Here is a 26,393-nt window from a genome sequence, read left to right on the forward strand (position 1 = left end):
GCCTAGCCGAGAGTGGCCAGGGCGCGGGGAGCGCACTCCACCGTGACCTTGACGTTCGCTTCAACGCTCTTCACCTCGCCATCCATTTGATACGGCAGGGGCTTGAGCGTGGTGAATTCATACTTGCTCATGCTCGGTTGGTCACCCAAGCCCTGCGTGGTGGCCTTGAGCGCAGTCAGGAGAACGCGCCACTTGGGCATATGCGGGAAAGTGATGACCTCAAACTTCCCGTCGGATGGGTGGTTTGCGGCTTCACTGAGCGTGGCGTACTTGGCCATTTCATTGATATTGGCGAAGACGAGGCTGTCGAATTTCCGGCGCTTCCCGTCAGCCAAGCGAATGCCAAACGGCTCGAACTTGGAAAACGTCTGGATCACGGTGACCATTTCCGTCAACGCACCTTTACTGCCCTTTTCGAGTTCGGTGGCCACCACAGGGGTCAAGCCGAATCCGATGTAGGAATGCGCATATTCGAGGGGCTCATTCTCGTTTTGGCCCGTGTGGATGCGGAGAAGGTCAATGTGGTGAACATGGCCTTCGGCAATGGCCTCTTCCAACGGTTTCGTCGACATGATCCTGCTGTGGTCGTTGGCGTTTCCGGCAGCCCTGACTGCACAAACAGCCTTGGGGTTCCCGGCCTGCATCACACCATTAACCACCTCGTTGTAGCCGCCATCGCCGCTGACGGACACCACCAGGACATCGCCGCCCTTGCTGGCCGCTTCCCTCGCCAGATCGACGGCGTGTCCGGCGTGTTCGGTGGGCTGGAGGGTGATCTCAGGCTGATAGGAGAGGAGCTCCTTCAGCCGGTCATGCAGCTGCTGCGCCAACTCAGGCGCATCCCCCGTGCTGTTGGGGTTAAAAATGATGACGATCGACTCAAAGGTCCGGGCAGAATCCACAGTGTGCTCCTGATTCATTGCGAGGTCCCTCTTCAGGCGGTAGTTTCCCTCGGAAGTTCCCATAGTATTCCCAAAGCCGCTGGGGTTTCGGATGGGCCCTGAACGTGCAAGCATGAAAATGCACCTTAAGAAGCAAGATCACGTCAATCAGCCTGATGCGGTTAGTGCCGTGTCAGGAGTCGGGAAAGGTTCATGGAAGACTCACGCCAGACGGCCCGGTCGCTGGTCATGGAGCATGAGATCACCCTGGACGATTTATGGGCTTGGTATTGGGCCAACGGCGGAAACGCCAGGCCGTGGGATTTCGACGCCTACCTCTTTGGCATCCAAGAGCGGGATCCCTTCGACCTGAAGATCCTCACGTGGGCCATGGAAGATCTTGAGGCGCGTTCACTGCTCTGATTCCCCTAGGGCATTGCTGCATGGGCCGGCTGCTTACGCTCTTTCCGGGCCTCTATCAGATGCCGTGTTGAGTGGGCAACGAACGGGCGCCCGGACCTCATCTGCTCATCCAATTCCCTCAGTCTGCCCAGATAGCGTTCTGCTGAAAAATCGGGAACCCACCACACACATTTGCGCAGGATCCACACCACGGCGCCCACGTCGAAGAACTCCATCCGGCACCGGGCGGTGCGGAGGTCCGTGATGGTGAGGCCGGAGGCTTCGGCAGCCGCTGCCTCGGCCTGGGGGTCCCGCCCCTTACGCTGTTCCGGTAAAGGCCCCAGAAAGTGTTCAATCAGTTCAAAGGCCGACGCCGGTCCCACATGCTGGGCGAAATAGCAGCCACCGGGGATCAGGACGCGGTGAATTTCTTTCCAGTCGGGCCTGACCGGGTGGCGTGCGGTCACGAGCTCGAAGGAACTGTCAGGGAAAGGCAGGCCGGAACCGGCTGTCGTCTCCAGGATGTCTACTCCGCGCGGCCCCAGTAACCCACGGGCGCGTTGGGCGTTGGGCGGCCAGCCCTCGGTGGCAGCCATCAGTTCAGGAAACTGGGTGGCCTCTGAGAGCACCTCGCCGCCACCAGTGTCCAGGTCCAAGGCACTCCGGACAGCGGCAAGGCGGCCCGCCAGCAACTTCGCATATCCCCACGGCGGACGTTCTTCGGTTGCCCGCCCGTCCAGCCAGGCGAATCCCCAGCCGTTCACGTCGGCTTCCCCGGCCTCCGCCACCAAAGTCTCAAAATCACGCATCAGTGTTTCCGTCGTCTTTCCGCCGCGAGCTGGCCAGCAACCCTGCTGATCAATTGGTACGGGATTGGCTTGGATAAAGGAAACTTCAAGGTTCCTTTCCCGGACAGATACTGCTCCAACTCGTTATTCAACGTTTCGTCTCCCCGAGGGACCGGATACACCGAAATGTGGTGTGCCCAGGCAGCGAAATACACCACATAGTGCCCATCGATGGTGACTGTGGGAATGTCATAACTGATCATCTCGCCGGCATCGGGAACTGCTGCGTGAATGCTCCTGCGGATCTCCTTGAGGATCAGCTGGGTAGCCTCAGGCTGGGCTGCGATGTAGGCGTCCACTGTGGAGTGTTTCCCGGCCATCGTCATTCTCCCTTACGTTGTTAATCAGCTCTCGCCGGGGAAACGTCCACCGATCAGCCTGGTCATGTGCTCAGCGGCAACCAGCAGGGGCTCCACCCAAGCCTCGCATCTCTCCCGCGGCATCCGAAGGGTTGGCCCGCTGATAGTGACGGCGCCCACCAAGCCGGCGGCCGAATCGAAAACCGGCGCGGATAGCCCTGATGCGCCGTCTTCCCGCTCACCCACAGTGATGGCGAACCCGTCAGCGTGGGTCTTCTTCACCGCCGCTTCGAGCTCCTCGGAACTGGTGATGGTGTGATCCGTGATGGACTCCAACGGATCCCGCAGCACGGCTTCCATCAATTCCGGCGACCAGGCCAGGAGCACCCTGCCTGCCGACCCTGCGTGAAGCGGCACAATCTTTCCCAAGTGCATCTCCCGGCGGAGTGCGTGATGCGTTTCTGCCATGGCCACGCAGACCCGGTAGTGCTGTTCTGCTTTGAAGAAGCACGCAGTCTCGCCGGTGGTGTCCCGAAGGGACTTGAGCAGCGGACCCAGGATGTCCACCACGTCCATACCGCGGGTTGCCGGCGCCGCCCAGTAGGCCATCCGCATGCCGATGCGGTACGCATCGCCTTCCCGGTCCAGGAAGCCCTGCGACGTGAGGTTCGTGACCAGTCGCTGCACCGTCGACGTGGGCATGCCGGTGGATTGGCGGATGTCTGCCAACTGCAGTACCGGCTTGGACAACGAGAAAGCATCCAGGATGGAGGTGATCTTGCCCAGGACAAGCAAAGGGTTGCCGTTGGCCTTCACGGAAGCATCGGATGCGGACATAAGACTCACGCTAAACGCTCCGGCAAGGTCGCGCCAATCCCGCCGGTAGGGTTGCATCATGGGGACAGTTTTGGAAGCCGAAGGCTTGCTGGTTGGGTACGCCGGGGCTCCGGTGTGCGGGGAAGTTTCTGCATCCGTGGATCCGGGTGAAGTCTTGGGAATCGTGGGTGTCAACGGCGCCGGGAAGTCCACGGTAGCCCGTACTCTTGCGGGACGGCAGGCGTCCTTGGCCGGCGACGTGAAAGTCCACGGCCTTCTCATCGACCCTGACGCCGTTCCCTTCCGCCGGCAAGTTTCGGCAGTGTTTGACGACGACCTCTTCTTCCCGTCCCTCACAGTTCGGGAGCACCTCCTCCTCATCGCCCGCGGCCATTCATTGGAGGACCCCGAAGCGCGTGTTGAGGAAGAGCTGGATTTCTTCGGGCTCCAGGGAAGGTCGCACGCCATCCCTGACGCCCTCTCTTCGGGCCAGCGGCGCCGGCTGCTGCTGGCAGCGGGGCTGATCCGTCCGTCGTCGCTCCTGATCCTTGATGAGCCGGAGCAACGGCTCGATCCGCGGATGCGGGTGGCCCTAGGTGAGCGCATCGCCGCCCACGCCAAAGAGGGTGGCGCAGTGGTTCTGGTGACCCATGATCCCCAGCTCCTGCTCGCTACCGCCTCATCCTGTTTGGTTATTGACGAGGAAGTCCAGGTATTCGATCCGGAACAGGGGGCCTCGATCATTGCCAGCTCCTGACATGATCACGCTTGAACCGTCCGGCCGGAACAGGGAGCTGGCTGCTGACATCGTCCGGTTTACCCGCAAGTCCGCCCGACGCTACAAACGCAGTCGGATCTCGTGGAGCGACAGGTTCGTCGATGCCTACAGTTGGGGCCTCGGCATCGGCGTGTCCCTGACCATCGCAGCCTCGTTCGTTCTCGCGCTGCGCAACGAAATCGCGGACCGCGCTTCCACCACCGGCAGCGTCATTGGCGAGCAATGGCTTGTTTTGCCGGAACCCGTGTTGTGGACGTCCGTGACCTTCGCGGTCCTTCTGTCCATCAGCAACCTGGCACGCAAGTTCGGACCCATGGCAGTGAGTGGCGCGGAGAGCACCTGGTGGCTGACTCTACCGGTGGATCGGCGCCCCATGGTCCTGCCGCCGTTCCTCGGCAAAGTCGCGCTTACCGCAGCCGGTTCGGCCATCATCTACCTTCCCTTCAGCATGGTGATCGCCATTGACCGCGCCCCCGTTGAACACGTTTTCGCTGCACTCACTTTTGGCGGTGCCGGCGCCATTGCGGTGGTTCTGGCGGCCGTGCAACAGCTCGGTCTACTGGGACCCCGGCTGGGTAAGGCGACCACTGCGGCGGCGACTTTGGGGTGCTCGTTCCTTCCCGCGCTGTCGTGGTCTCCGTGGCCAACAGCGCTGGTGGGCCTTGCCGCTGTCGGATTATTGGCGCTGGTTGTGCCGCGGTCCGGACGCGTGCGGGGTGAAGAGCTGGTTCGCGGCGGAGCCGTGGCCGGTCATGCCGGGGCTTCGCTGTTCATGATGGACGCCAATGAGGTGCTGCGCGCCTTGAGCGGCGGCCGTCAAAGGGTCGACGGCGGCAGGGCGGCCCGCTTTTACGCCCGGCACACGCACGGCCCCCTCAGGGCGCTGATCCGTGCTGATGCAGTTGCCTTCTTCAGACTCAATCCTCCGCTGATGCCACCCCTCCTGTGGCTTGTTGCCTGCATCGCCATGCTTTCGGTGGAAGGCGGGCTGCCGGAGTTCGTGCAGCTGGCGGTCATCGTGATCGCGGGGTGTGCCACGGCTTCCGGGATGGGAACCGTGGCCCGGAAGACCGCCCTGGTTCCTGAGCTCGACGCCATGCTTCCACTGCATCCGGCACTGGTCAGGACCAGTCGCGCACTCATGCCTTGCCTTGCCATGTCCCTGTGGATGGCGGTGCTCAGTGGGCTGTTGGTTCTCCTCGGCGCAGCGGATCCGTGGTTGATACTGGTCGGTGCCCTGGCAGGCGTGGGCATGGGCGCGGGAACTCTCCGCGCGGCCACCAGAACGCCACCGGACTGGACCGCCCCGCCGGTTGAGACTCCGTTTGGTCCTGTTCCCCGAGCGCAGCTGGGCTCCCTGCTGCGGGGGCTGGACGTGACCATTTTGGCGACCATCCCGCTGCTCGTGGCACTCTATCTGGGGTACGTCCCATCGACCGTCCTGATGGTGCAGGCCGTGTTCAGTTCAGGGATCTTCCTGGTGGTGGTGCTGTCGAGGCCCAAGCGCACGTGACAGCCGTGCGGGCAGTGCCGTGGGAAGCCTTTAGAGCAGCACCGTTCCTTCGATGCACGTGGCCGACGCTCCACCAACCCAAATCTCGCCGTCCTCCGCTGTGATATGGACCCTGCCTGCCCTGCCCAGCACGGTGCCCTGGGCTGCAATGTACTCTTCAGGCGCCCGGCCACTACCGATCAACCACTGCGCCGCGCCGGCATTGAAACTGCCCGTGACCGGGTCTTCCACCATGGCGTCGCCAGGAATGAACGTACGGACTTCAAAGTCGACGCCGGTACCCGGTTGATGCGGTCCGATCACACCGACCTTGAGGTCACCCATGGCAGCGAAATCCGGTTCGATGGCCAAAACTTGTTCCGCGGAACCGAGGAGCACACCGATCCATGTGGGTCCGTTGACCAGCCATGAGGCGTCCAACAGAGCTTCGTCCGGAAGACGCAGGCCGGCAGCGAGCTGGACCCTGATACTGTCATCAACCGGGCCAAAGCGCGTCAGCGGCGGCGCGGCGAAAGCCAACCGACCGGCGTCGTGCTTCACCCTCACCAAACCGGCGCCGCACTCCTGGACCAGGACGCCGTCAGCCTTGGGCACTCCCCCGGCCTGAAGCCAGGTGTGTGCTGAACCCAGCGTCGGATGCCCTGCGAAGGGGAACTCCTCGCTGCCTGTGAAGATCCGCACCTTGTAATCCGCCAGTGGGTCCGTGGGAGGCAGGAGGAACGTGGTCTCGGAAAGGTTGGTCCAGTTGGCGAAGTGCTGCATTGTGCCTGTGCTGAGGCCTTCAGCATCGACCACCACGGCAAGCGGGTTGCCTCGGTAAGGCTGGTCGGAGAAGACGTCCACCTGGTGGAACGGGCGGCTGCGCAGGGCTTCTGAAGTCACCGCTGCAGGCTATCACCGGTTGCTGGCCGGTTTTGCTGACGCACGTGCCCCGGGTCTGCAAAACTACCCCTATGGCAGAGAACAAGACCCAGCCCACGGACGTGTCCGTGGAAGAATTCCTGGCCGCCGTGGAGCACCCGACCCGGCGTGCGGACGGTTTCGAACTGCTGGAGATGATGCGTGACATCACCGGCAAGGAAGCCGTCATGTGGGGGCCGTCGATCGTTGGCTTCGGCAGCTATCACTACAAGTACGACAGCGGCCGCGAAGGCGACGCCGCCGCCGTCGGATTCTCACCGCGCAAGAGCAGCCTGGTGCTCTACGGCCTCACCGAAGGTCCCGACGCAGACCGGCTGCTTCCGGAACTCGGAAAGCACAAGACCAGTGCCGCGTGCCTGTATGTGAACAAACTGGACGACGTGGACCGGGACACCCTGGCCGAGATGATCCGCACCGGGTACAAGCACGTGATGGAGGAGATCCACACTCCCTGATTCCCCGCAAAAAGACCCCCACCACCGGAATCCGGTGGTGGGGGTCTTGGATGCAGTCAAAGACTACTTTGCGCTGCGTAACACTGCGTTACTTGCTTGCAACGACCTCGAGGTCGATGACAGCGGAAACGTCCTCGTGCAGGCGAACGTTGGCCGTGTACGAACCGACAGACTTGATGTGGTTCGGCAGTTCAACGTTGCGCTTGTCGATAGCGCCGAGGCCAGCGGCCTCAACAGCAGCAGCGACGTCAGCAGGCTTGACGGTGCCAAAGAGACGACCGGACTCGCCGGCCTTCACCTCGAGCTTGACCTTCTTGGAGGACAGAGCCTGGGCCTGGGCCTGTGCAGCTTCAACAGAAGCGTGCGCACGAGCGGCGCGGGCAGCCTTGATGGACTCAACCTGCTTCTCGCCACCCTTCGACCAGGTCAGAGCGAAGCCGCGGGGCAGCAGGAAGTTACGTGCGTAACCGTCCTTGACCTCCACAACGTCGCCAGCAGCACCGAGACCGGTTACTTCGTGGGTCAGAATGAGCTTTGCCATGTTAGTTAATCCCTTCCCTTAGCCGCGGCCAGCGCCGGAGTAAGGCAGCAGAGCAACTTCGCGGGCGTTCTTGATTGCCTGGGCGATCTTGCGCTGTTCCTGAACGGTAACGCCAGTAACGCGACGAGCACGGATCTTTCCGCGGTCGGAGATGAACTTGCGCAGCAGTGCTACGTCCTTGTAGTCGATGACAGTGATGTCAGCGGCCTTCAAGGGGTTGGACTTTGGTTTGGGCTTACGGAGTTCAGCCTTAGCCATCGTGGAGCTCCTTTTCTATGGAGCCCGTGGATATTGATCCACGGGATGGTGGTGTTCGACGGCGGTTGCCACCAAGGTGCCTCGCGGCAGTCCGGGTGAGCGTCCGGCGTCGGACGTTTATGTTTTGTTTAGAAGGGAGGTTCGGAATCCGGGCCGTTGCCCCAGCCGCCGGCATTGCTGACACCGGGCGTAGCCCAAGGATCATCCTGCTGCTGTGCGGGCTGGTTGCCGCCCCAGGTTCCACCGGAGTTGCCGCCGCCCTGGTTTCCACCAGGAGCGCCACCTCCAAAGCCACCGGAATTACCGGCGTTACCGCCACCGAAGCCGCCCTGCCCGCCGCCGGAGCGCTGGGTACGGTTGACCTTGGCGTTTGCGTAACGCAGGCTGGGGCCGATTTCGTCGACCTCAAGCTCGATAACGGTGCGCTTTTCGCCTTCTTTTGTTTCGTAGGAACGGCTCTTCAAACGGCCGGAAACGATGACGCGCATGCCCTTTGTGAGGGACTCGGCCACGTTCTCGGCTGCTTCGCGCCATACAGATGCGCGGAGGAACAGGGTTTCCCCGTCCTTCCACTCATTGGACTGGCGGTCAAAGGTCCGGGGAGTAGAAGCGATGGTGAAGTTCGCTACTGCTGAGCCAGACGGGGTGAACCGCAGCTCGGGGTCATTGGTGAGATTACCGATGACCGTAATAGTGGTTTCGCCTGCCATCTACTGCCTCCTTGTTCGTTCCTGCGGGATAAAGATCTGGAAGGGGCTGATTACTCAGCAACGACCTTCTGGTCTTCAGGACGGATGATCTTGGTGCGCATGATCGTCTCGTTAAGAGACAGCTGGCGATCAAGTTCCTTGGCGGTAGCCGGTGCTGCGGTGAAGTTCACCACGGCGTAGATACCTTCGGACTTCTTCTTGATGTCGTACGCCAGACGGCGACGGCCCCAGATGTCAACCTTCTCGATGGTTCCACCATCGGTGGTGATGACATTGAGGAACTTCTGAAGCGACGACTCTACGGTACGCTCTTCGACCTCGGGGTCGATGATTACCATCAATTCGTAAGGACGCATATGTGAACCCACCTCCTTTGGGCTAAGCGGTTACGGTATTTCCGTAACAGGAGGTTCATTTGCGATGCCGTGTACCCGCTCCCCCGCCGAAGACTCGGAAGGAGGGCGCAACACAGACTTCAATATCTTAGTGCATCTCCTGCACCCAAAGCTATTCGAGCGGATCCGTCGCCGGAACCGGTCACTTGGCATATGTGGATAACCCGGACAGCCAGCAGGGAATACTGGAGCAATGACCGCCCTGAAGTCCATCATTCTCTTCGTCCTGGCCGCCGTTGCAGAGATCGGCGGTGCGTGGCTGATCTGGCAGGCCGTCCGGGAGGGCAAGGCCTGGTGGTGGGCCGGCCTCGGCGTCGTCGCACTGGGCATCTACGGCTTCTTCGCAGCGTTTCAGCCCGACGCGCACTTCGGCAGGGTCCTGGCCGCCTACGGGGGCGTCTTCATCGCCGGCTCGCTGGCCTGGGGAATGCTGGTGGACGGCTTCCGCCCTGATCGCTGGGACGTGGTCGGGGCTGCAATCTGCATAGTGGGCGTGGGCGTCATCATGTTCGCACCCCGCCCGGGAGCGTAGGCCCGAACACGAGAGCCCCGGCCCAAACGCTGCAAAACCCCCGGAAGGCAACCTTCCGGGGGTTTCTTTGTGCGCGGAGGGGGACTTGAACCCCCACCCCCTTTCGAGGACTAGCACCTCAAGCTAGCGCGTCTGCCATTCCGCCACCCGCGCAAGGTGATCAGGAGAAACAATGTTTCGTTTTTCTCCTCGACAGCGACAAAGACAGTAACACGAACAGGGCCGATCCGTAGATTCCTGAGGTCTTGATGGAGCCTCGCTAGGGTGGTGGCCATGGATGCCACACCCCTGAATGCCTTGGTCCTGACTGTCGTCTTCGCCGGGATCGGACTCTACGCCCTGTACTTCGTGATCCGCTCAGGCGTCCGCGACGGCATCCTTCAGGCCGACAAGAAGCGCAGCGAGCAAACGGAGCCGTCAAGCCCAACCGACTTTTGAGCTCCCCCACTGGTTAGGGTGGGCACATGGATAACGTCAGGGTGAGGCGGAGCCGGCTGCGCTTTGTGGTCATGGTCCTGGCGGGCACAGCCGCGTTCGTCGCTTCCGGCATCTCAGGCAGCTGGGTGGATGCGCCCGCGGTTGGCTGGGCCGTGGCCGCCTTGGTCTACGTTGTCTGGGTTTGGCTGGTGATCGCACGGCTCGATCCTGCAGAAACGCAGCACCATGCAACGTCCGAGGACCCGTCGCGGGGAGTCACCGACCTGCTGATACTCGTGGCCAACCTGGCCAGCCTTGCTGCTGTGGCCGCCGTGATCGTCAATTCGCACACTGAGGGAACCGGCTCCCGCCTATCTTCTGCGGCACTCGCCCTGGCGTGTGTGGGACTGTCCTGGATGCTGGTCCAAACGCTTTTCACGCTGCGGTACGCCGAGCTGTATTACAGCCAGGACGCCCACGCCGGCGGTGCAGTGGGTGGCATCAGCTTCAACCAGGACCGGCCGCCGCAGTACACGGACTTCGCTTATCTGGCCACGAGCCTGGGCATGACGTACCAGGTATCGGACACCAATCTCGGCAACCACTCGATCCGGCTGGAGGCGCTGAAGCACAGCCTGCTGTCCTACCTGTTTGGAACAGTCATCCTTGCCGTCACCATCAACCTCGTCATCGGCCTGGCCCAGTAGCCACGAGGCCTACGGCGGTGACCTTAAAGCGAAACGGGGCAGCCGTCGTCGAACGCTGACGCTGGCTGCCCCGCTGCCGAAGGACGCTTACGACGCCGGTCCCCCACCGACCGTCGCCTGCTCGGCGTCCGCGGTGGTCGCCTCGGGTGAAGCGGCGCCACGCTTGCGGTAGCGCCAAATGCCGATGCCCACCACGATTGCGGCCAACGCCAGCGACAGGAAGAGCGACTCACGGGTGGATTCGATGATCACCATCCCAATAATGAGGGCCACGATGGCGCCGATGGCGATCCACGTGAGGTACGGGAAGAACCACATCTTGAGGTCGAGGTCCTTGGCTGCAGCCCCCATGCGTTTGCGCAGGATGAGTTGCGAGGCCGCAATGACCAGCCACACAAAGAGCGCGATGGCACCGGACGTGTTCACGAGGAACAGGAACACCGTGTCCGGGGCGATGTAGTTCAGGCCAACGGTAATGAACCCCACCACCGTGGAGGCCAGCACTGCTGCTGCCGGGACGCCACGCTTGGAGATCTTCATCCAGGACTTGGGGGCGTCTCCCCGCTGGGAGAGCGAGAAGAGCATGCGGCTGGCGGTGTAGAGGCCGGAGTTCAAGCAGGACAGCACCGAGGTGAGGACAACGATATCCATGATGGTGCCTGCGCCCGGGATTCCGTACAGCTCGATCACGGCAACGTACGGGCTCTTGGCAACGGAGGCGTCGTTCCACGGCAGAAGCGTGACAACAATGGCGATGGATCCGATGTAGAAGATCAGGATGCGCCACACGGTGGACTTCACAGCCTTCTTGACGGCGTCTACGGGGTTTTCCGATTCGCCGGCCGCGATGGTGGCGATTTCGGCGCCGAAGAACGAGAAGACCACCACGAGGATGCCCGCCAGGACTGCGCCCGGACCGTTCGGCATGAAGCCGCCCTGATCCAGGAGGTTGGCGACGCCCGGGGCGGAGACGCCCGGCATGAGGCCCAGGATGGCAGCGATGCCCGCGAGCAGGAAGATGACAATTGCGGCCACCTTGATGGACGCGAACCAGAACTCGAACTCGCCGTAGGACTTCACGGAACCCAGGTTGGTCAGCGTCAGGAGCACCATCAAGATCAGCGCCCAGATCCACTGGTCCACACCGGGAACCCAGCGGTGCATGATGGCGGCGCCCGCCGTTGCCTCGATGCCGAGGACGATGATCCAGAACCAAGCGTAGAGCCAGCCGATACTGAAGCCGGCCCACCGGCCAAGGGCCTTGTCAGCGTAGGTGGAGAACGAGCCGGTCTCCGGATTGGCCGCAGCCATCTCGCCCAGCATGCGCATGACCAGGATAACCACCAGGCCGGCAGCCAAGTACGCCACGAGGATGCCGGGACCGGCTTGCTGGATAGCAGCGCCGGACCCTACGAACAAGCCTGCGCCAATAACGCCGGCGATGGCGATCATGGAGAGGTGCCGGGGCTTCAAGGATTTTGAAAGTTGTTGGTCAGCGTGCATGGATCTGCGCCGTCCTTTAGGTTTTTGCGGGGTGGCCGGAGTGGTGTGCCACGGGCCACATGACTCAGTAACGCTAGCTTGCTGCACCATCGCACTACCTGTGCAGCTGAACATTTTGACGCCCCCAAAAAGGGGAGTCTGCACAAAATGTACACCTTGAGGCATCCAATGTTTCGTATTGAAAACTTTTGTAATGCCCCTGAAATGAGTGTTTGAGGCTTCCGTCAGACGAAGGTGCGGAAGAACAACTCAACAACAGTTGCCAGGTACCGTGGATCCTTAACGCCGCAGAGCTCGCGCGCGGAGTGCATGGACAACAGGGGAATGCCCACATCCACGGTCCGGATACCAAGGCGCGTAGCAGTCAGGGGTCCAATGGTGGATCCACACGGGAGATCGTTGTTGGACACATATTCCTGGTAGGGAACGCCGGATTCGTCGCACAACCGGGCCCAGAACGCAGCACCTGTGGCATCCGTGGCGTAACGCTGGTTGGCGTTGATCTTCAGCAGCGGCCCACCGTTCAGCACTGGCTTGTTGGCGGGATCATGCTTTTCCGCATAGTTCGGGTGTACAGCATGGCCGGCATCGGCGGAAACACAGAACGACGCCGCCAGCGCCTGCCGCCGCTGGCTCACCGAGGCGCCGAGGCCGTCCGAGATGCGGACCAGGATGTCTTCGAGGATGGGGCCGCACGCTCCGGAGCGCGAGTTGGAGCCGATCTCCTCGTGATCGAATGCGGCCAGGACGGCGATCGGACCCCCAACCCGAGCTGACGCCGCGTGACTGATCAGTGCCACCAGGCCCGCGTGGGTTGAGGAGAGGTTATCCATGCGGCCTGACGCGAAAAACTCGCTGTTGGCCCCGAAAACCGCGGGGGCCTGCGTGTCTGCCACCACGACGTCGTACCCGCCGATGTCCGCAGCATTAACAGCGGTGCCCTCCACGCGATCGGCGAGCAAGCCCAAAAGATCCTCACCCGCGGGGTCGCCTTGGCCGAAGACGGGGTTCATATGCTGCTGCTTGGAAAGGTGGAGGCCGTTGTCATTAACACCCCGGTCCAGGTGGATCGCCAACTGGGGGAAGCGCAGAAGAGGGCCCGTGGCTGTCAGATGCTGGGTGCCGTCACGCATGACCAAACGGCCCGCCAACTGCAGTTCCCGGTCCAGCCAGGAATTCAACAGGGGTCCGCCGTACACCTCAACGCCGGCCTGCAGCCAGCCGAATTTGCCCGTAGTGGGCTTCGGCTTGAGTTTGAAGGACGGCGAATCGGTGTGTGCACCGAGGATATTGAAGCCCGTGGTGGGGCCGGCATTTTCGGGCGTTACCCACGCAATCAGGGCGCCGTCGCGGATCACGTAGAACTTGCCCGCTCCGCCATCCCACGGCTTCAGTTCATCGAGTGCCGTGAAGCCTGCGGCATCCAGTCTGCGGGCGGCCTCGTGGACTGCATGGAAGCTCGACGGTGACGCAGAAACGTAGGCGCCGAGATCCTGGATGTGGTCAACTGCTACGGAAGCATTCGAAGGCATGACCCCGAGTCTAGCCGCGCTTTCGCCGCCGGCCGGGCTAAACGGTGACGTTCAGCGCGGCCGTATAACCGCCCGCAACCGAGCCGGATATAGTCGCGAGTTGGTATATACCCCCATCGTCGCCAAAGACATTGTCCGAGGTCAGCGTGGTGTTGGGGAAGTTTCGGGCGCTGGACTCGTAGCCCGCGGTTGCGTAGACCGTCTTGCACGCCGCCTCTGTGAGGGCGATCTGGGAGACAGCCAACACCTGCCCCGCAGCAGTGGTGTTGCTCATCGATTCGAATACCTCAAAGTGAATATGTGGCCAGCGGCCGTTGTACGCGCCTGGGTAGATGGTGCTGAAGGTCAACTGGCCGTTGGCGTCAGCCTCCTGTACACCCCTCAGATAGTTCTGGTTCTCCAAGCCCGAATCGTACAGGGAGTACTTGCCGTTCCGATCACAATGCCAGACGTACACTGCAGCACCAGCCAGCGGCGAGCAGCCATTGGCGTTGTCCAGGAGCGTCAGTGTCACCGTGAGGGGAACGCCCTCAGCTGTTGTGGTGGACGTTCCGAAACTGGACCTGATGTCCCGGCGGACCACCCCGGAGGCCTCCAGTACGTTGGGGCCATTGGAGCCATCTCCCGGGTAGGGCCCGAGCGTCTCCTCAGGGATCTCGACGCCGCATTCAGCAAATGCCCGGGTCACCGTACTGGTGGCGGACGCTGTTGGCGATGCGGCCGCCGTCGCACCTTCCGTGGCCGTTGCTGCGGCCGTGGCGCTGGAAGTGCTCGACGACGATGTGCCGCTGACATCCGAACCGGGCGTGCAGGCTGCGAGGGCGGCCGCAGTCCCGGCGCCGAGGAGCACACCCAAAGTGCGTCGCCGGCTCAGGAGTGTGGAGAGGTCGAATTCGAGTCCGCGATCGTGGTTGGGATGGGGAGTAGTCATGTCTCCATGTAACGCGTGCGTCCTGTGCCTTGTACATGGGAAGGCTGTGGGGGGACTGTGCAAATCCGACTTAGTGTGCAGTATAAACATTTCCATATGCTTGTAATGCCCGTCACATCGTGACACGATGGCTCAACGGACACACACATAATGACGGAAGGTCACTCGCTATGAACATTGAATTGAAACCAGTGCGAAAGCTTCGAATTCACTGGCCCATTCCCGTGGAAACCATGAAGCAAATGGCCGCTGGCGACCTTGGCGCCCTCGATTCCGATGAAGGCATTGCCTCCCTGCTGAACGAACTGCAATCGGCCCCCGAACTGGGCGGCTTCGGCAACTACCACCACGTCTTCGAGTCCTCCGCGGGTTTCGAGGGATTCACGGTAGCTGAGGGGGCCAAGCCCACTCTCGGCGCTGTAGGCCAGCGGACCATCTCGCCTACTTTTGTGTTCACCACCTACTTCGACGATTCCCTCGACTACCGGACTGTCCAGGAGTTGGTGCAACGGATTGTCGACATCCACCCGTGGGAAGTCCCTGTCATCGAGGTCTCGGGTCCGCTCAGTGTCTCCAGCAGCTCCGCCGTCCACGCCGAAGCGCGGGTGGCATCATGAGCTCGCCCCTTTGGCAGGAACTGGCACCCCTTCTCCGAAACAGGACATTTACGGACCTGACACACGCCTTTCATCGCGGCCAGCCGCATTTTCCGGCCTTTCCCGACGAAGACAGGGAAACCCTCTTCGATCTGGAAAAGGGAGACGGGTTTACAGCCCACAGATACTCGATTGTGGGCCAGTGGGGCACGCACGTTGATCCGCCGTCGCATTTTGTCCTGGGCGGCCGGACGCTCGACCAACTGCCCGTGGAGGACATGATCCTGCCGTTGGTTGTCCTGGACATCAGCGACCGCGTCGCGGCCGATCCGGATGCTACCCCCACTGTGGAGGACGTGCTGGGCTGGGAGGCGCGGAACGGGGACATCCCTGCCGGGTCGTTCGTGGCCCTGCGCACGGGCTGGAGCCGCCGCTGGCCGGACAGTACAGCCATGGCGAACGTCGACGAAGCCGGGGTCAGCCATACTCCCGGATGGTCGCGGGAAGTTTTGGAGTACCTGGTCGAAAAACGAGCCGTCAGCGCAATCGGCCATGAACAGACAGACACCGACCCCGGCATGGCCACGTCGCGGCAGGATTTCAGCCTGGAAACTTACATCCTGGCCCAGGACAAGTGGCAGATAGAGCTTCTTGCCGCCCTGGACCACCTTCCGGAGGCCGGTGCAGCCTTGGTGGCTACGTGGGCAAAGCCGCTCGAGGGCAGTGGTTTCCCGGCCAGGGTCTTCTCCATCCACTGACTCCGGCCGTCCTGTGATGCCGGCTGTGACGCCGGGCTGTAATGCCGACGCAAACCACGGTAGCTAGAATCGATCCATGTCAAAGACCTCCAGCATGGGCCGCGGCATGATGGCCCTTCTTGCGGTGGGGGCGCGTCATGCGGAAGGTTTCGACGGCGGTACGGTAGCCGACGTCGCAGCCCGCCTCGGCAAAGACCGCAGCCAGGTATCACGAAGCCTTAAGGGTGCGCAGCAGGAAGGCTTCCTGACACGTTCGGACCAACGCGAGTACAGCCTGGATTGGTCCATCCTGACGGACGCCCAACTTGTCACAGAACAACGGCTGAAGACCGATGGCCTCACGGCCTTGGAAGGATTGGCCACCGAAACCAACGAGGCCTGCTTTTTGGGCGTACTGAGTGGAAACAGTACGGTCACCATCGGCGAGCAAGTTCCCGAGAGCGCAAACCTTGTGGGCTCCTGGTTGGGCCGCCCCTACCCTGCCTACTGCAGTGACGCCGGCCAGGCGCTCCTGTGGGATGCCCCGGACACGGAAATCCGGAAAATCTTCAGCACAGTGGAGTTCGTGAGGCATGGCCCCAACACTCCGGTTTCCGTGGATGATTTCCTGGAACGGCTCAACAAAGCCCGTGTCCGCGGATACTCGATTGTTGATGAAGAAGCCGAACCCGGCCTCTACTCATTGTCTGCGCCCATCCGCGACTTCAAGGGAGATGTTGCCGCGGCCCTGCAAATCGTTGGGCCAAAACATCGCGTGGAGCCCCAGCGGGAAGCCTTCGCCGTGGCTCTCGGTTCCTGGCGGACATGGCTCGAGTCCAGGGTTGGCGGAGGCGTACGCCAGTTCGACGCCTAAGGTTCCAGGACCGGCCTGCCGCTGAGCCGTTGGGCGCTGGAGTGAAGGACAGCGGCGATCTCCGGGGCGGCGGACTCCACGGTGGACTGGCTTCCCAGCACGCTGAGGGCCGCGATGATCCGGCCATCCACAGTCCGAACGGGGACGGCGAGCTCCCAAACGCCATGTTCAAATTCTTCAGCAGCGAGAACAAAGCCCCGTGGCCTGTCGCGTTCCATCAACTCGGCGACCTCGGGGGCGGTGTGCGCGGCGGCGGGTCCGCCTACGCCGATGAAGTTAACATCCCTGAGTAGGACTCCGATGTCCTTGGGCGAGTGGTCCCACAGCAAGGCCCGCCCCGAACCCGTGCACCACACCGGGGTGACCATGCCGGGTTTGGCGAACCCACCAAGGACAGAGTTGTTGGTGGACGAACGCAGCAAAAGAACACGGACACCTTCCCGAACGGACAGCCGGGACCGCAGTCCGAACGCGGACACCAGTTCTTCAAGTTCCGCAGGTGACTTCTGAACCCACGTACTGTTCAGGGAGGCTGCGAGGCTGAAGAACCGCGGTCCTGTGCGGAAGGGGCCACGGTCCACCCGTTCCAGCAGTCCAAGATCACACAATTCCTGGGCCAGTCGGGAGACCCGGCTTTGCTCCATGTCCAGTCCGGCAGCCAGCTGCGAGACACCCAAAAGTTGGCGTCCCTGCTTTTCGCGGTCCGTGACCATACGGACAAGGCGAAGACCCTGGCCCAGGGATGACGCCTCCGGTGACACCTCCACGAATCCGCTCCTTCCACCAAGCGTTCACGCCATTCTCACACGGTGGCGTCCGCTGCAAGGACACGGGCCCTGTTGGCCCACACAGTGTAGAGGTCAGCGAGTATCGCGGCATTCGCCGCTTCAAGTTCCCCGACCGTGATTTTTCCGCCGTCCTGCCCACCGAAGAGGACCACCTCGTCCCCTGGCCGGACATCCCTCACCGAGGAGACGTCCACAACCATGGAGTTCATGGAGATGATGTCCACCACCGGCACCCGCTGTCCACGGACCAGCACATTTCCCCTCCGGCCAAGTGAGCGTCGATACCCATCGCCGTAGCCCACGGTGACTGTGGCGAGGCGCGAATCCGTGGCAAGAGTATGGGTGAGCCCGTATCCCACGCCGCTTCCAGCCGGGTAGCCGTTGACGGACCCGATCCTGGCTTTGAAGGTCATGCACCGTTGGAACATGGCGTGCCCAGGATCCGAATCACCGTAGAGTGCAGCACCTGTGCGCACCATGTCCAACCAGGCCGTGGGGACGTTCAGGGCCGCAAAGGAGTTGGCGGCATGCAGCAGGACATCGCGCCGGGGTATCCCCGCCTCGTGAAGGATTGCATGCGATTCGGATTTGAAGCGGCTCAGGGCGTGCTTCACATGGTCAACGTCGTCTTGTGGAAAGTGCGTCATGATGCCAGCGAGCTCCAACTGCGGATGACTGACGATTCCCACTGCGGAGGCCCGTCCCAATGGTGAGGACACATCGAGGCTGTGACGGCTGATTCCCGAGGAATTGATGTCCAAATGCACACGCAGCGTCCGCTCCTCCGCTGCGGCGATCCTGCTCATTTCCCACGCACTCTGTGGATCGGCAACAAGTTCCTCGATCCCGTGGGCCAGGCCGGCCCTGATCTCCTGCGGTGCCGCGGCCCGGACCCGTAACAGCCTCCCGTTGAACCCATGAGCCCGGGCAAGCCCTGCTTCTGCGTTGGTGCCAATCCCTATGTACGGAACTCCGGACGCCACCAGGAACGGCAGCAACAAGTCCGCACCGTGCCCGTAGGCGTCGGATTTGATCACGGCGCACAACAGAGCCTTGCCTTGGAGCATGGCCAGCATGGACCGGACATTTGCGTCGAAGGTGGTGCCGTCAATCTCAAGCCAACTGGATAGATTGTCCGTCGCAGCAGAAAGTTCTTCATTCGCGGTCATTGTGTTTCCCCCGGAAATGGCGACACGGCCGGGCATGAAGCCCAGCCGTGACGCATGGCCAACCTCGAATCAGACCAAACGCTTCGCCTTGGCCTTCGGGCCGTAGCGGAAGTGGAAGAACAGGTAGCACGCCGCAACGAACGGAACCCCAAAATACAGCGCAGCGATCTGGGTGGGGTCGAAGGCTATGCCAATCAGGGATACCACGCAGAGGGTGAAAGCCAGGATGGGCAGGACCGGGAAGAAGGGGGCTTTGTAGGCCAGATCAGCCACCTTTCCGCCATTCCGGATGAATGCCCTCCGGTGGAAGAAATGTGAGGCAGTGATGGACATCCAGACTCCCACCACCGCGAATCCGGCAATGGACACCAGGGCCAGGTAGACGGTCTCCGGTGCAGCCACACTGCTGACCAGGGACGCCAGCCCGCCCACCATGCTGACGGAAAGGGCGACCAGGGGTATTCCGCGACGGGTCAGCTTCTTGAGTGCCCTGGGGCCATGTCCTTCATCGGCCAGTGAATAGAGCATTCGTGCACAGGAGAACAATCCGCTGTTCCCCGCTGACAACAGCGCGGTGATGATGACAAAGTTCATGATGTCCGCCGCGAACGGGATGCCCACAGAGGAGAAAACCGTGACGAACGGGCTTTCATCCAAACCAACTTGCTCGTAGGGGACAGTCGCAGCGATGACGGCAATGGCGCCCACAAAGAAGATCAGGAGTCGGATGACCGTGCTGCGCATGGCCTTGGGGATGTTCTTTGCAGGGTCCTTGGTCTCTCCAGCTGCAACGCCGATCAGTTCCGAGCCGGAGAAGGCATAGAAGACGGCCAGGGCGGTGACCAGGACCCCGGTGAAACCGTTGGGGAAGAGGCCACCCGAGGTATTGAAGTTCTCAAAGAGGAAAGGGTGGTTGCCGGACTCTGCGAGGGGATGGAAGCCGAACAGTGCAGCCCCGCCGAAGACGATCAACGCGATGATCGCCCCCACTTTGACGATGGAGAACCAGAACTCGGATTCCCCGAAGAACTTGGAGGAGAAAGCGTTGAAGCCGAAGAGGATGGCAGCGAAGACGAGGCACCACACCCAGACCTCAACATCGGGGAACCATCGCTGCATGAGCAAGCCTGAGGCTGTGAACTCAGATCCGATGGCCACGGCCCACCAAAGCCAGTACAGCCAGGCCGTAGCAAAGCCGGTTGCCGGGCCGATCGAGCGGGACGCGTAGATGTGGAAGGCGCCGGAGACGGGGTAGGCAATGGCGAGTTCGCCAAGGCAGGCCATCACCAAATAGACCACGAACGCGCCCACCAAGTAGGCGATCACGGCCCCCAGCGGGCCCGCTTGCGAGATGGTGTAGCCCGAACTCAGGAAGAGACCTGAACCGATCACACCTCCCATCGCGATCATGATCAGGTGCCGTGGTCCCATGGAGCGGCGCAACCCGGGTTCCGGCGAAGCCAAGGGTGCATCGGCTGGATGATCCAGTTTCAGGGGTGTAGAAGATTCCATGTCTGTCTCCGTTAAGTGACAGGTGCGAACGATACGCCGAGGACTTCCGGGGCGGGGAGCCGTGGGGGCGCTTGTAGTGACGAAGGTAACACAGATCGTGTGACTTTAGTCATTAAAAACATTTGTGAATGCGAATAACGCACACTTTGCACCATAGGCATGACGATGTGACCGTTTACTGGTCAGAATGCCCCACCAAGGAGACAGCGCTTGAAACCCGCCGGAACCAGGTGATCCCTACTGCGAAGCCCGTCGGATGACGTTGGACAAGGTCATTGCCGTCACGGTGTCGCTTACTCCGGGGAGGGCAGCGATCTGCTCCCAGATCTCCTGGACGCGGCCGAGGGATCGCGCTTCGACACGGACGATGAGGTCAAAGTCGCCACTGAGAACATCGCACAGGACTACTTCCGGAATCGATCGGAGTTCGTTCAGGACGTCGGCCCCCCGCATCCTGTCCTTGCGGTAAACCATCAGGAAGGCCGAAACCAAGGATTCGGCATCCACTCCCGCTACCACTGTGTAGCCCTGGATATAGCCCTGCCGTTCCATGCGGTCGATCCGCTGCCGCACCGCATTCCTGGACAGAAGTACCTTGCCGGCGAGTTCGGCGTGAGGGACGCGGGCATTCTTGGTCAGTTCCGCGAGGATCCTTTGATCGATGCCGTCCAGACCAGCCCGCTCCATGCGTCCCTTTCCACCTACCCTGCAGGGACACCAGCCCCTGCCTCGGCCGAAAGGCCACGAAGGAAATGATACTTCCACAAGTCCCCGAGGCGTTTGCCCGCGCTCAGTAATCAGGGTTGCTCGGCACCACAAGCCCGGTCTCGTAGGCGTAAACCACCACCTGCACCCGGTCCCGCAACTGGAGCTTGCTCAGGATCCGGCGGACGTGGGTCTTGACGGTTGCCTCGGAGAGGAAAAACTTATGGGCGATCTCCGCGTTGGACAGGCCCTCGGCAATGGTGGTGAGAATCTCGGTTTCGCGTGGCGTGAGATCGTCGAGCAACGGGTCCCGGTGGGGAGTTGGAGTCTGCCCGGGGAGCGCGCCTCCACGAACATACGTTTCCAGGAGCCGTTGTGTCACTCGCGGAGCAACCACAGCATCGCCGCTGGCCACGAGGCGCACGGCGTGGACCAATTCCGAGGGTGCAACGTCCTTGAGCAGGAAGGCGGAGGCACCGGCCTGCAAACCGGTGAAGGCATACTCATCGAGGTCGAAGGTAGTAAGGATGATGACCCGCGCCTCCGACCCGGAGTCCGAGATTCGACGCGTTGCCTCAATCCCGTCCATGGCGGGCATCCGCACGTCCATCAGGATCACATCCGGCGCGAGTGCTTCTACTTGGCGCACGGCTTCGATGCCATCGGACGCCTCACCAACTACGTTGAAGTCGTCCTCGCCTTCCAGAATGAGCCGGAAGCCCATCCGAAGCAGTGGTTGATCATCCACGAGCAGCACTTTGATGATGTCTTCTGTCATGATTCCCCCTTGTCGCCGGCCCAGCGGAGCTCGGCGTGAACTGCCCAGCCTCCCCTTTTACTGGGCCCGGCAGTAACGATTCCAGCATAAATTCCGGCGCGTTCATTCATCCCCGCGATGCCTTGCCCGGTGCCCAGGCTGCCCACGGGTTCGCTGCCGCCCTCCACGGTTCCGCGGCCGTCGTCGTGCACGTCAATGGTGACCAGATCGGCGTCCCGCGCCACCTGGACGTCAACGCGGCTCAGTGAGCGGCCGTACCGCAGGACGTTGGTCAGCGACTCCTGCACAATCCGGTAGACGGTGAGTTCAAAGGCGGGATCGGCCGGTAATCCAGGGCCTGTGTGCGCATAATGCAGCGGCAGACCCGCGGTCCGGAAACCATCCAGGAGCTTCGAGAGGTTGTGCCCGGATTCCAGGGGCGTGAGCGGTGCCGGCCGCCCCGAGTCGTCGCGAAGGACGCCCAGCACGCGGCGCATGTCGGCCAAGGCCGTCCTGCCAGTCCGGGACAATTCGCCCAGGACCTCAGCGGCGCGCTCCGGATTCTTCCTGACCACCACGGCAGCGCCGTCCGACAGACTGACCATCACCGTCAGGGAGTGTGCCACGACGTCATGCATCTCGCGGGCGATCCTGTTCCGTTCGGTCACCTTGCCCAGATGGGTGGTGCGGGCTGCCCAGGCAGCGATCTCGGCCTCATGCTCCCGCCGCTGGCGTACGGAAATACCAATGCCGGTCGCCAAGAGGTTGGACAACATGATGGTCACCGCGGTGGCGATGTTGTTGATCAGGTGGAAGTTCTCCGGGACTTCCTGCAGGGTGTCCATGCCGCTGGGAATCGTCCACATGAACAGATAAAGCAGGCTCAGGGGCAGGCTCGCGGCAACAAACACCACCAAAGCGAGGCTGCGCTTCCTGATGGATGCCACGGCGTACAGCGCAAACCAAAGGCCCGCTGAGACGTTGGAACCCCACGGGTTCAAGATGGCGGCGGCAACCTCCAGAAGGACGACGGCGGCCACCACTTGAAGCGGGTACCGGCGCCTGAACATCAGTACGGCCGCGATCATCAGCAGCAGGGCCACCACCAGCCACTTGCCCTCGGCGATGGAAGTGATGATGGTGGGCAGGGCCAGGAGCACGTAGCAGAGGACCACCACGGCATCCATGGCGCGGGGGCGCTCGTAGAAGTAGCGCCGGATGCGGCCCCTGCGGCGCTGGGTGATTTCAGCGAAGGACGCGTCCACCGTAACGGTGGACGCGTCCTTCACCTGTGGAGCTTCAGTCATGGATTGAGCCTAGACGGCAACCCGCCCTAGACGTCCCGCTTCTTCAGCAGGAGCATGGCCAGCGCAACCGGTACAACAACCCAGGCACCCAGGACCAGCGCGGCCTGCCACGCTTCCAGCGTTTCAGGAACATGCTCGACGGCGGTCATCGGGGTGATGGTGCTGGTAGGGAGGTACTTGTTGGCTTCCTTGAAGAAATCACCGGGGATGAGCTGGAAGGCAATCGGCGCAACGAACAGCAGCCCCACCAGGCTCATGATGCCGCCGGCAGAGTTCCGGACGATGGTTCCAAGCGCCATGCCGATGGCTGCTACTGCTGCCACGTAAAGGCTGTTGACCAAGAGGAGCTTGACGGACTGCGAGCTGCCCAGGTCCAGCTTGAGGTCGTAGTTGTCCACGATCGGGAGGGACACCAGGCCGGCAATGTAGATGGACACGGCCGTCAGCAGGAAGGCGCTGACCATGACCACGATGAGCTTGGCCAGGAACGGTGAAAGCCTCTTGGGGACGGCGGCAAATGTGGAGCGTGCCATGCCGGTGGTGAATTCCGAGCTCATCAGCAGGACACCCAAGGAGCCGAGGATGAGCTGGGCGAATGAGATGCCGGAAGTCGGAATGCTGACGGCCAGGTCCCCACCCTGGGCGGCCATGGCAGCCGCGGCTTCGGGATCGTTGGCAACCTGCTCAGCAAACTGCCCGGTTCCCCAAGCCGAGAGGGCGGCGAAACCCACCATCACCAAGGCTGTGGATGCCAGGAGGATCAAGGTGGACATCAGCGTGCGGAACTTGATGAATTCCGAGTTCAGCACGCGGTGGAATGCCGGTCCCGGACCGACGGAGTTGCGGATGGACTTACGGTCCATAGTGGTGGTGCTCATGTCTATTTCCCTCCGGCCTGGGCGGGAACCGAAGCCCCGGTGGTGATGTGCGAGTGGTATTCCACCTCGTCCTTGGTCAGTTCCATGTACGCCTCTTCCAGGCTTGCCTGGAGCGGAGTGAGCTCGTACACCATGACCTGGTTTTCAAGGGCGGTCCTGGCGATGCCCCGGGGGTCCAGTCCGGACACCTCGAGGAGTTCACGCTCGTGGACTTCCACGGAAACGCCGGTTCCGGCCAGGAGCTGCATGAGGCGTTCCGGCTGGTCGGTGCGGACACGGGTCCGCGCCTGGCCTTTACCGGTAATGATCTCGGCGATTGGCGCATCGGCAATGATCCTGCCGCGGCCGATCACGATCAGGTGGTCTGCCGTCAGCGCCATCTCGCTCATGAGGTGGCTCGAAAGGAAGACTGTGCGGCCCTCGGAGGCCAGGTACTTCACGAGGTTGCGGACCCACACCACGCCTTCAGGGTCCAGACCGTTGACGGGCTCGTCCAGGATGATGGTTTGCGGATCACCCAACAGCGCGGCGGCAATGCCGAGGCGCTGGCCCATTCCGAGCGAGAATCCCTTGACCTTCTTCTTCGCTACATCGCCCAGTCCGGTCATTTCAATGACTTCGCGGACCCTGCTCTTGGGGATGCTGTGCGTCGCTGCCATGGCGAGCAGGTGGTTGTAGGCGGTGCGGCTCGTGTGGACTGCCTTGGCGTCCAGGAGGGCGCCGATTTCGCGGAGCGGTGCTTTGTGCTGGGCGAACGGTTCACCGTTCACTGTCACAGAGCCCGACGACGGAGCGTCCAGCCCCATGATCATGCGCATGGTGGTGGACTTGCCGGCACCGTTCGGACCCAGGAAGCCGGTCACCCGTCCAGCCTGGACAGTGAAACTGACACCGCCGACGGCGGTCTTCTCGCCGTAGACCTTGGTCAGGCCTTTTGCTTCGATCATGGAAGCGTTCCCTCCTCGGAGCACATGAGTGTGCGGATGAGTTTTGAATGTACTCACCACGCTACTCATGGAGGGAACGAAAATCGCCGGTCTCAGGGATGATTCAGGGTTCAGTCAGGGTAGTCCTCGCGGATGACCCGCGCCGCTTCAGCCGACCGGGAGCGGCGAGTACACGCGCAGCTCGCGCGGTTTCACGGTGAAGGTGGCACTGCGAACCCCGGGCTTCGGTTCGCCGTCCACCGCCAGGACCAGCGGCTGCCCGATCGCCTCCACGGTGATGGTGGTGGCCTCGGTCAAATGGGTGACTTTGGAGGCGGCCACCGTGCCGGTCACTACCGCCCACAACAGACGTGCACGGGCGAACGGCTCATCCGCTGTGATCATCCGCAGATCGAAAACACCGTCGTCCAGCACAGGCCGGCGAAGCGGTGCGTGGTCGCTGGGATAGAACCTTCCCCGTCCCATATATAGGATCCAGAGCTTGTGCTTAACCCCGTCCACGGTAAGCGTGGTGGGCGAATTCACTCCGAAGGTGCGCAGCGATGCCACCACGCTGGCCAGCGGCTTACCCATAGCCGGCTGCAGACGTTCCCGGCGACGAACCAGGTTCGGATACACGCCTACGCTGGCGGTGTTCAACATGGCCAGCTCCGTAGTTTCCGGGGCCTCGGGCAGGCCACGCTGCACCACTACATGCCCCAGGTCAACCGCGGCTGCCTGCCCCTTGGTTACCGCCTCGATGGCGTCGTCGATCGAGCTGGTGCCGAGGTCGCGGGCAAAGTGGTTGAGGGTTCCGCCGGGCAGCACAAGCAGCGGCAGTGAATATTCGACGGCGGCCGCGGCGGCGGTGCCAACGGTTCCGTCTCCACCCCACACGCCCAAGGCAACGGTGCCAGGCCGCGTGGCTGCGGCGTCAATTTCCGCGGCGACGTCGTCCCCCTCCGCGATTTCCCGTATATACGCTTTAGGGAATATAACCCTGAGAAGCTCCCCGGTTTCGGGGGAGTAGGACCCTCCAAGTACGTTGACCGCAATACTCAGCCCCTCGCCGTCGGCGATGGCGGGCGCCTCCGCAGGCGTTCGGCGGGGTGTTGGTTCTGCGGGCTTGGCAGGCCACCACCTGCGCGTCAGGAGCGCCGCGCCTGCTCCGAGGGCCGAACCGAAGACCACATCGGAAGGCCAATGGGCTCCCGTGTGAACACGGGAATAGGCCACACCTGCGGCCAGGGGCGCCAGCACTGCGCCGAGAGCCGGGGAAACCATCCCGGCACCCACTGCGAAAGCTACCGCAGAGGCAGAATGCCCGGAGGGCATCGAAGAGCTGGTTGGCTGCGGGTTCACGAAGCGAAACAGCGGCAGGTGCTCAGGAAGCGGGCGACGCCGGGGGAGTAAGCGCTTAAAGATGACGTTGGTGACGCCCGAAGCAACACCCAAGGCCAACACGCCATGAAGGGCCGCCCTGCGCGGCGTTCCCGGAAACGCGGACATGATTCCCGCAATCCCGAACCACAGCTTTCCCTTGGTGGCCGCGGACGAAAGCCTCCTGAAGAAGACATCGTGGTCACCTTGGGGCTGCCTGGAGACAGCCCTGACCAGAAAGTGGTCGAATCCTGCAACTCGTCTGGGGGCCTTGCCCACGAAGCCTCGCATTACTTCACAGTATCGCCTGCACACCCCCACCGGA

The 26,393-nt window shown here is 62.2% G+C and carries 31 protein-coding genes and 1 tRNA gene; 10 read left to right on the forward strand and 22 right to left on the reverse strand.

All coding sequences use genetic code 11. From position 1 onward, the window contains the following. Positions 1-2 precede the first annotated feature (2 nt). The gene (locus QEH68_RS21475; RefSeq protein ID WP_207597692.1) at positions 3-902 is read right to left on the reverse strand and encodes a diacylglycerol kinase family protein; all 900 of its coding nucleotides are present in this window, start codon (positions 900-902) and stop codon (positions 3-5) included. A 192-nt stretch (positions 903-1,094) separates the two neighbouring features. On the opposite strand from QEH68_RS21475, the gene QEH68_RS21480 reads away from it, so the two are divergent. Beyond that, a complete protein-coding gene (locus tag QEH68_RS21480) occupies positions 1,095-1,304 on the forward strand; it encodes a hypothetical protein (protein WP_089597024.1) in 210 nt (69 codons plus the stop codon). 5 nt (positions 1,305-1,309) lie between these two features. Here QEH68_RS21480 and QEH68_RS21485 read toward each other — a convergent pair whose 3' ends face one another. Genes QEH68_RS21485 through QEH68_RS21495 form a run of 3 tightly spaced genes read right to left on the reverse strand, consistent with a single transcriptional unit; the run spans position 1,310 to position 3,267 of the window. Beyond that, positions 1,310-2,092 carry a methyltransferase domain-containing protein gene (locus tag QEH68_RS21485; protein ID WP_280625063.1) on the reverse strand — a complete coding sequence of 261 codons (783 nt, stop codon included), beginning with the start codon at positions 2,090-2,092 and terminating at the stop codon, positions 1,310-1,312. Then, the gene (locus QEH68_RS21490) at positions 2,092-2,451 is read right to left on the reverse strand and encodes a DUF1801 domain-containing protein (protein ID WP_207595542.1); all 360 of its coding nucleotides are present in this window, start codon (positions 2,449-2,451) and stop codon (positions 2,092-2,094) included. The genes QEH68_RS21485 and QEH68_RS21490 overlap by 1 nt, the downstream gene beginning before the upstream one ends. Before the next feature lie 24 nt (positions 2,452-2,475). Beyond that, on the reverse strand, positions 2,476-3,267 hold the full coding sequence (locus QEH68_RS21495; RefSeq protein ID WP_280625065.1) for an IclR family transcriptional regulator: 792 nt from the start codon (positions 3,265-3,267) through the stop codon (positions 2,476-2,478). A 58-nt stretch (positions 3,268-3,325) separates the two neighbouring features. Here QEH68_RS21495 and QEH68_RS21500 point away from each other — a divergent pair, with 58 nt between their 5' ends. Further along, a complete protein-coding gene (locus QEH68_RS21500; protein WP_280625067.1) occupies positions 3,326-4,003 on the forward strand; it encodes an ABC transporter ATP-binding protein in 678 nt (225 codons plus the stop codon). 1 nt (position 4,004) lies between these two features. After that, on the forward strand, positions 4,005-5,537 hold the full coding sequence (locus QEH68_RS21505; RefSeq protein ID WP_280625069.1) for a DUF6297 family protein: 1,533 nt from the start codon (positions 4,005-4,007) through the stop codon (positions 5,535-5,537). Between the two features lie 30 nt (positions 5,538-5,567). Here QEH68_RS21505 and QEH68_RS21510 read toward each other — a convergent pair whose 3' ends face one another. Then, a complete protein-coding gene (locus QEH68_RS21510) occupies positions 5,568-6,419 on the reverse strand; it encodes a PhzF family phenazine biosynthesis protein (RefSeq protein ID WP_280625071.1) in 852 nt (283 codons plus the stop codon). Positions 6,420-6,490: 71 nt separating this feature from the next. Here QEH68_RS21510 and QEH68_RS21515 point away from each other — a divergent pair, with 71 nt between their 5' ends. Next, positions 6,491-6,913, forward strand: a complete 423-nt coding sequence (locus QEH68_RS21515) for a DUF1801 domain-containing protein (RefSeq protein WP_207595546.1) — start codon at positions 6,491-6,493, stop codon at positions 6,911-6,913. Positions 6,914-7,001: 88 nt separating this feature from the next. Here QEH68_RS21515 and rplI read toward each other — a convergent pair whose 3' ends face one another. The 4 genes from rplI to rpsF all read right to left on the reverse strand — a co-directional run bounded on the left by rplI (position 7,002) and on the right by rpsF (position 8,778). After that, on the reverse strand, positions 7,002-7,454 hold the full coding sequence (gene rplI / locus QEH68_RS21520; protein ID WP_024818808.1) for a 50S ribosomal protein L9: 453 nt from the start codon (positions 7,452-7,454) through the stop codon (positions 7,002-7,004). An 18-nt stretch (positions 7,455-7,472) separates the two neighbouring features. Continuing rightward, positions 7,473-7,712, reverse strand: coding sequence for a 30S ribosomal protein S18 (gene rpsR, locus QEH68_RS21525; protein WP_003800144.1), 240 nt, complete (start codon positions 7,710-7,712; stop codon positions 7,473-7,475). Between the two features lie 128 nt (positions 7,713-7,840). Further along, positions 7,841-8,422 (reverse strand): single-stranded DNA-binding protein, encoded by a 582-nt coding sequence (locus QEH68_RS21530; RefSeq protein WP_011776754.1) that lies wholly within the window; start codon positions 8,420-8,422, stop codon positions 7,841-7,843. 50 nt (positions 8,423-8,472) lie between these two features. Continuing rightward, the gene (gene rpsF / locus QEH68_RS21535) at positions 8,473-8,778 is read right to left on the reverse strand and encodes a 30S ribosomal protein S6 (RefSeq protein ID WP_011776755.1); all 306 of its coding nucleotides are present in this window, start codon (positions 8,776-8,778) and stop codon (positions 8,473-8,475) included. 232 nt (positions 8,779-9,010) lie between these two features. On the opposite strand from rpsF, the gene QEH68_RS21540 reads away from it, so the two are divergent. Next, the gene (locus QEH68_RS21540; RefSeq protein WP_207595547.1) at positions 9,011-9,349 is read left to right on the forward strand and encodes a YnfA family protein; all 339 of its coding nucleotides are present in this window, start codon (positions 9,011-9,013) and stop codon (positions 9,347-9,349) included. Positions 9,350-9,419: 70 nt separating this feature from the next. Here QEH68_RS21540 and QEH68_RS21545 read toward each other — a convergent pair. Further along, a tRNA-Leu gene (locus tag QEH68_RS21545) sits at positions 9,420-9,502 on the reverse strand. Positions 9,503-9,622: 120 nt separating this feature from the next. On the opposite strand from QEH68_RS21545, the gene QEH68_RS21550 reads away from it, so the two are divergent. Both QEH68_RS21550 and QEH68_RS21555 read left to right on the forward strand, forming a co-directional pair. Further along, on the forward strand, positions 9,623-9,787 hold the full coding sequence (locus tag QEH68_RS21550; RefSeq protein ID WP_207595548.1) for a hypothetical protein: 165 nt from the start codon (positions 9,623-9,625) through the stop codon (positions 9,785-9,787). 26 nt (positions 9,788-9,813) lie between these two features. Further along, the gene (locus tag QEH68_RS21555) at positions 9,814-10,473 is read left to right on the forward strand and encodes a DUF1345 domain-containing protein (protein ID WP_242703455.1); all 660 of its coding nucleotides are present in this window, start codon (positions 9,814-9,816) and stop codon (positions 10,471-10,473) included. 87 nt (positions 10,474-10,560) lie between these two features. On the opposite strand, the gene QEH68_RS21560 is transcribed toward QEH68_RS21555, so the two are convergent. The 3 genes from QEH68_RS21560 to QEH68_RS21570 all read right to left on the reverse strand — a co-directional run bounded on the left by QEH68_RS21560 (position 10,561) and on the right by QEH68_RS21570 (position 14,439). Beyond that, positions 10,561-11,976 (reverse strand): amino acid permease, encoded by a 1,416-nt coding sequence (locus QEH68_RS21560; RefSeq protein ID WP_280625136.1) that lies wholly within the window; start codon positions 11,974-11,976, stop codon positions 10,561-10,563. Positions 11,977-12,200: 224 nt separating this feature from the next. Then, entirely contained in the window at positions 12,201-13,508 is a 1,308-nt protein-coding gene (locus QEH68_RS21565; RefSeq protein ID WP_280625140.1) for a M18 family aminopeptidase, read from the reverse strand. Positions 13,509-13,545: 37 nt separating this feature from the next. Next, positions 13,546-14,439: an intradiol ring-cleavage dioxygenase gene (locus tag QEH68_RS21570; protein ID WP_280625141.1), complete on the reverse strand. Its 894-nt coding sequence runs from the start codon at positions 14,437-14,439 to the stop codon at positions 13,546-13,548. Between the two features lie 170 nt (positions 14,440-14,609). Between QEH68_RS21570 and QEH68_RS21575 the strand changes: the two genes are divergently transcribed. The 3 genes from QEH68_RS21575 to QEH68_RS21585 all read left to right on the forward strand — a co-directional run bounded on the left by QEH68_RS21575 (position 14,610) and on the right by QEH68_RS21585 (position 16,646). Then, positions 14,610-15,056 carry a hypothetical protein gene (locus QEH68_RS21575; protein ID WP_207595552.1) on the forward strand — a complete coding sequence of 149 codons (447 nt, stop codon included), beginning with the start codon at positions 14,610-14,612 and terminating at the stop codon, positions 15,054-15,056. Next, positions 15,053-15,793 (forward strand): cyclase family protein, encoded by a 741-nt coding sequence (locus tag QEH68_RS21580; protein WP_280625143.1) that lies wholly within the window; start codon positions 15,053-15,055, stop codon positions 15,791-15,793. The genes QEH68_RS21575 and QEH68_RS21580 overlap by 4 nt, the downstream gene beginning before the upstream one ends. A 76-nt stretch (positions 15,794-15,869) precedes the next feature. Then, complete coding sequence (locus QEH68_RS21585) at positions 15,870-16,646, forward strand: IclR family transcriptional regulator (protein ID WP_280625145.1); 777 nt, start codon at positions 15,870-15,872, stop codon at positions 16,644-16,646. On the opposite strand, the gene QEH68_RS21590 is transcribed toward QEH68_RS21585, so the two are convergent. From QEH68_RS21590 to QEH68_RS21630, 9 genes are all read right to left on the reverse strand, one after another. After that, on the reverse strand, positions 16,643-17,413 hold the full coding sequence (locus QEH68_RS21590) for an IclR family transcriptional regulator C-terminal domain-containing protein (RefSeq protein ID WP_280625147.1): 771 nt from the start codon (positions 17,411-17,413) through the stop codon (positions 16,643-16,645). The two genes, QEH68_RS21585 and QEH68_RS21590, sit on opposite strands and share 4 nt — an antisense overlap. 35 nt (positions 17,414-17,448) lie before the next feature. Continuing rightward, the gene (alr, locus tag QEH68_RS21595) at positions 17,449-18,603 is read right to left on the reverse strand and encodes an alanine racemase (RefSeq protein WP_280625149.1); all 1,155 of its coding nucleotides are present in this window, start codon (positions 18,601-18,603) and stop codon (positions 17,449-17,451) included. A gap of 69 nt (positions 18,604-18,672) precedes the next feature. Continuing rightward, positions 18,673-20,115 carry an amino acid permease gene (locus tag QEH68_RS21600; protein WP_280625151.1) on the reverse strand — a complete coding sequence of 481 codons (1,443 nt, stop codon included), beginning with the start codon at positions 20,113-20,115 and terminating at the stop codon, positions 18,673-18,675. Positions 20,116-20,352: 237 nt separating this feature from the next. Then, complete coding sequence (locus QEH68_RS21605; protein ID WP_207595558.1) at positions 20,353-20,802, reverse strand: Lrp/AsnC family transcriptional regulator; 450 nt, start codon at positions 20,800-20,802, stop codon at positions 20,353-20,355. A gap of 103 nt (positions 20,803-20,905) precedes the next feature. Further along, positions 20,906-21,598 carry a response regulator transcription factor gene (locus tag QEH68_RS21610; protein WP_207595559.1) on the reverse strand — a complete coding sequence of 231 codons (693 nt, stop codon included), beginning with the start codon at positions 21,596-21,598 and terminating at the stop codon, positions 20,906-20,908. Further along, positions 21,595-22,884: a histidine kinase gene (locus tag QEH68_RS21615; RefSeq protein ID WP_280625157.1), complete on the reverse strand. Its 1,290-nt coding sequence runs from the start codon at positions 22,882-22,884 to the stop codon at positions 21,595-21,597. Before QEH68_RS21615 ends, QEH68_RS21610 begins: the two co-directional genes overlap by 4 nt. Positions 22,885-22,910: 26 nt before the next feature. Continuing rightward, positions 22,911-23,762, reverse strand: coding sequence for an ABC transporter permease subunit (locus tag QEH68_RS21620; protein ID WP_089597045.1), 852 nt, complete (start codon positions 23,760-23,762; stop codon positions 22,911-22,913). A 2-nt stretch (positions 23,763-23,764) separates the two neighbouring features. Next, positions 23,765-24,709: an ATP-binding cassette domain-containing protein gene (locus QEH68_RS21625; protein ID WP_280625159.1), complete on the reverse strand. Its 945-nt coding sequence runs from the start codon at positions 24,707-24,709 to the stop codon at positions 23,765-23,767. Positions 24,710-24,856: 147 nt separating this feature from the next. Further along, positions 24,857-26,359: a bifunctional phosphatase PAP2/diacylglycerol kinase family protein gene (locus tag QEH68_RS21630; protein ID WP_280625161.1), complete on the reverse strand. Its 1,503-nt coding sequence runs from the start codon at positions 26,357-26,359 to the stop codon at positions 24,857-24,859. Positions 26,360-26,393: the final 34 nt, after the last annotated feature.

Source organism: Paenarthrobacter sp. OM7, from assembly GCF_029873575.1.
Taxonomy (GTDB): Bacteria; Actinomycetota; Actinomycetes; order Actinomycetales; family Micrococcaceae; genus Arthrobacter.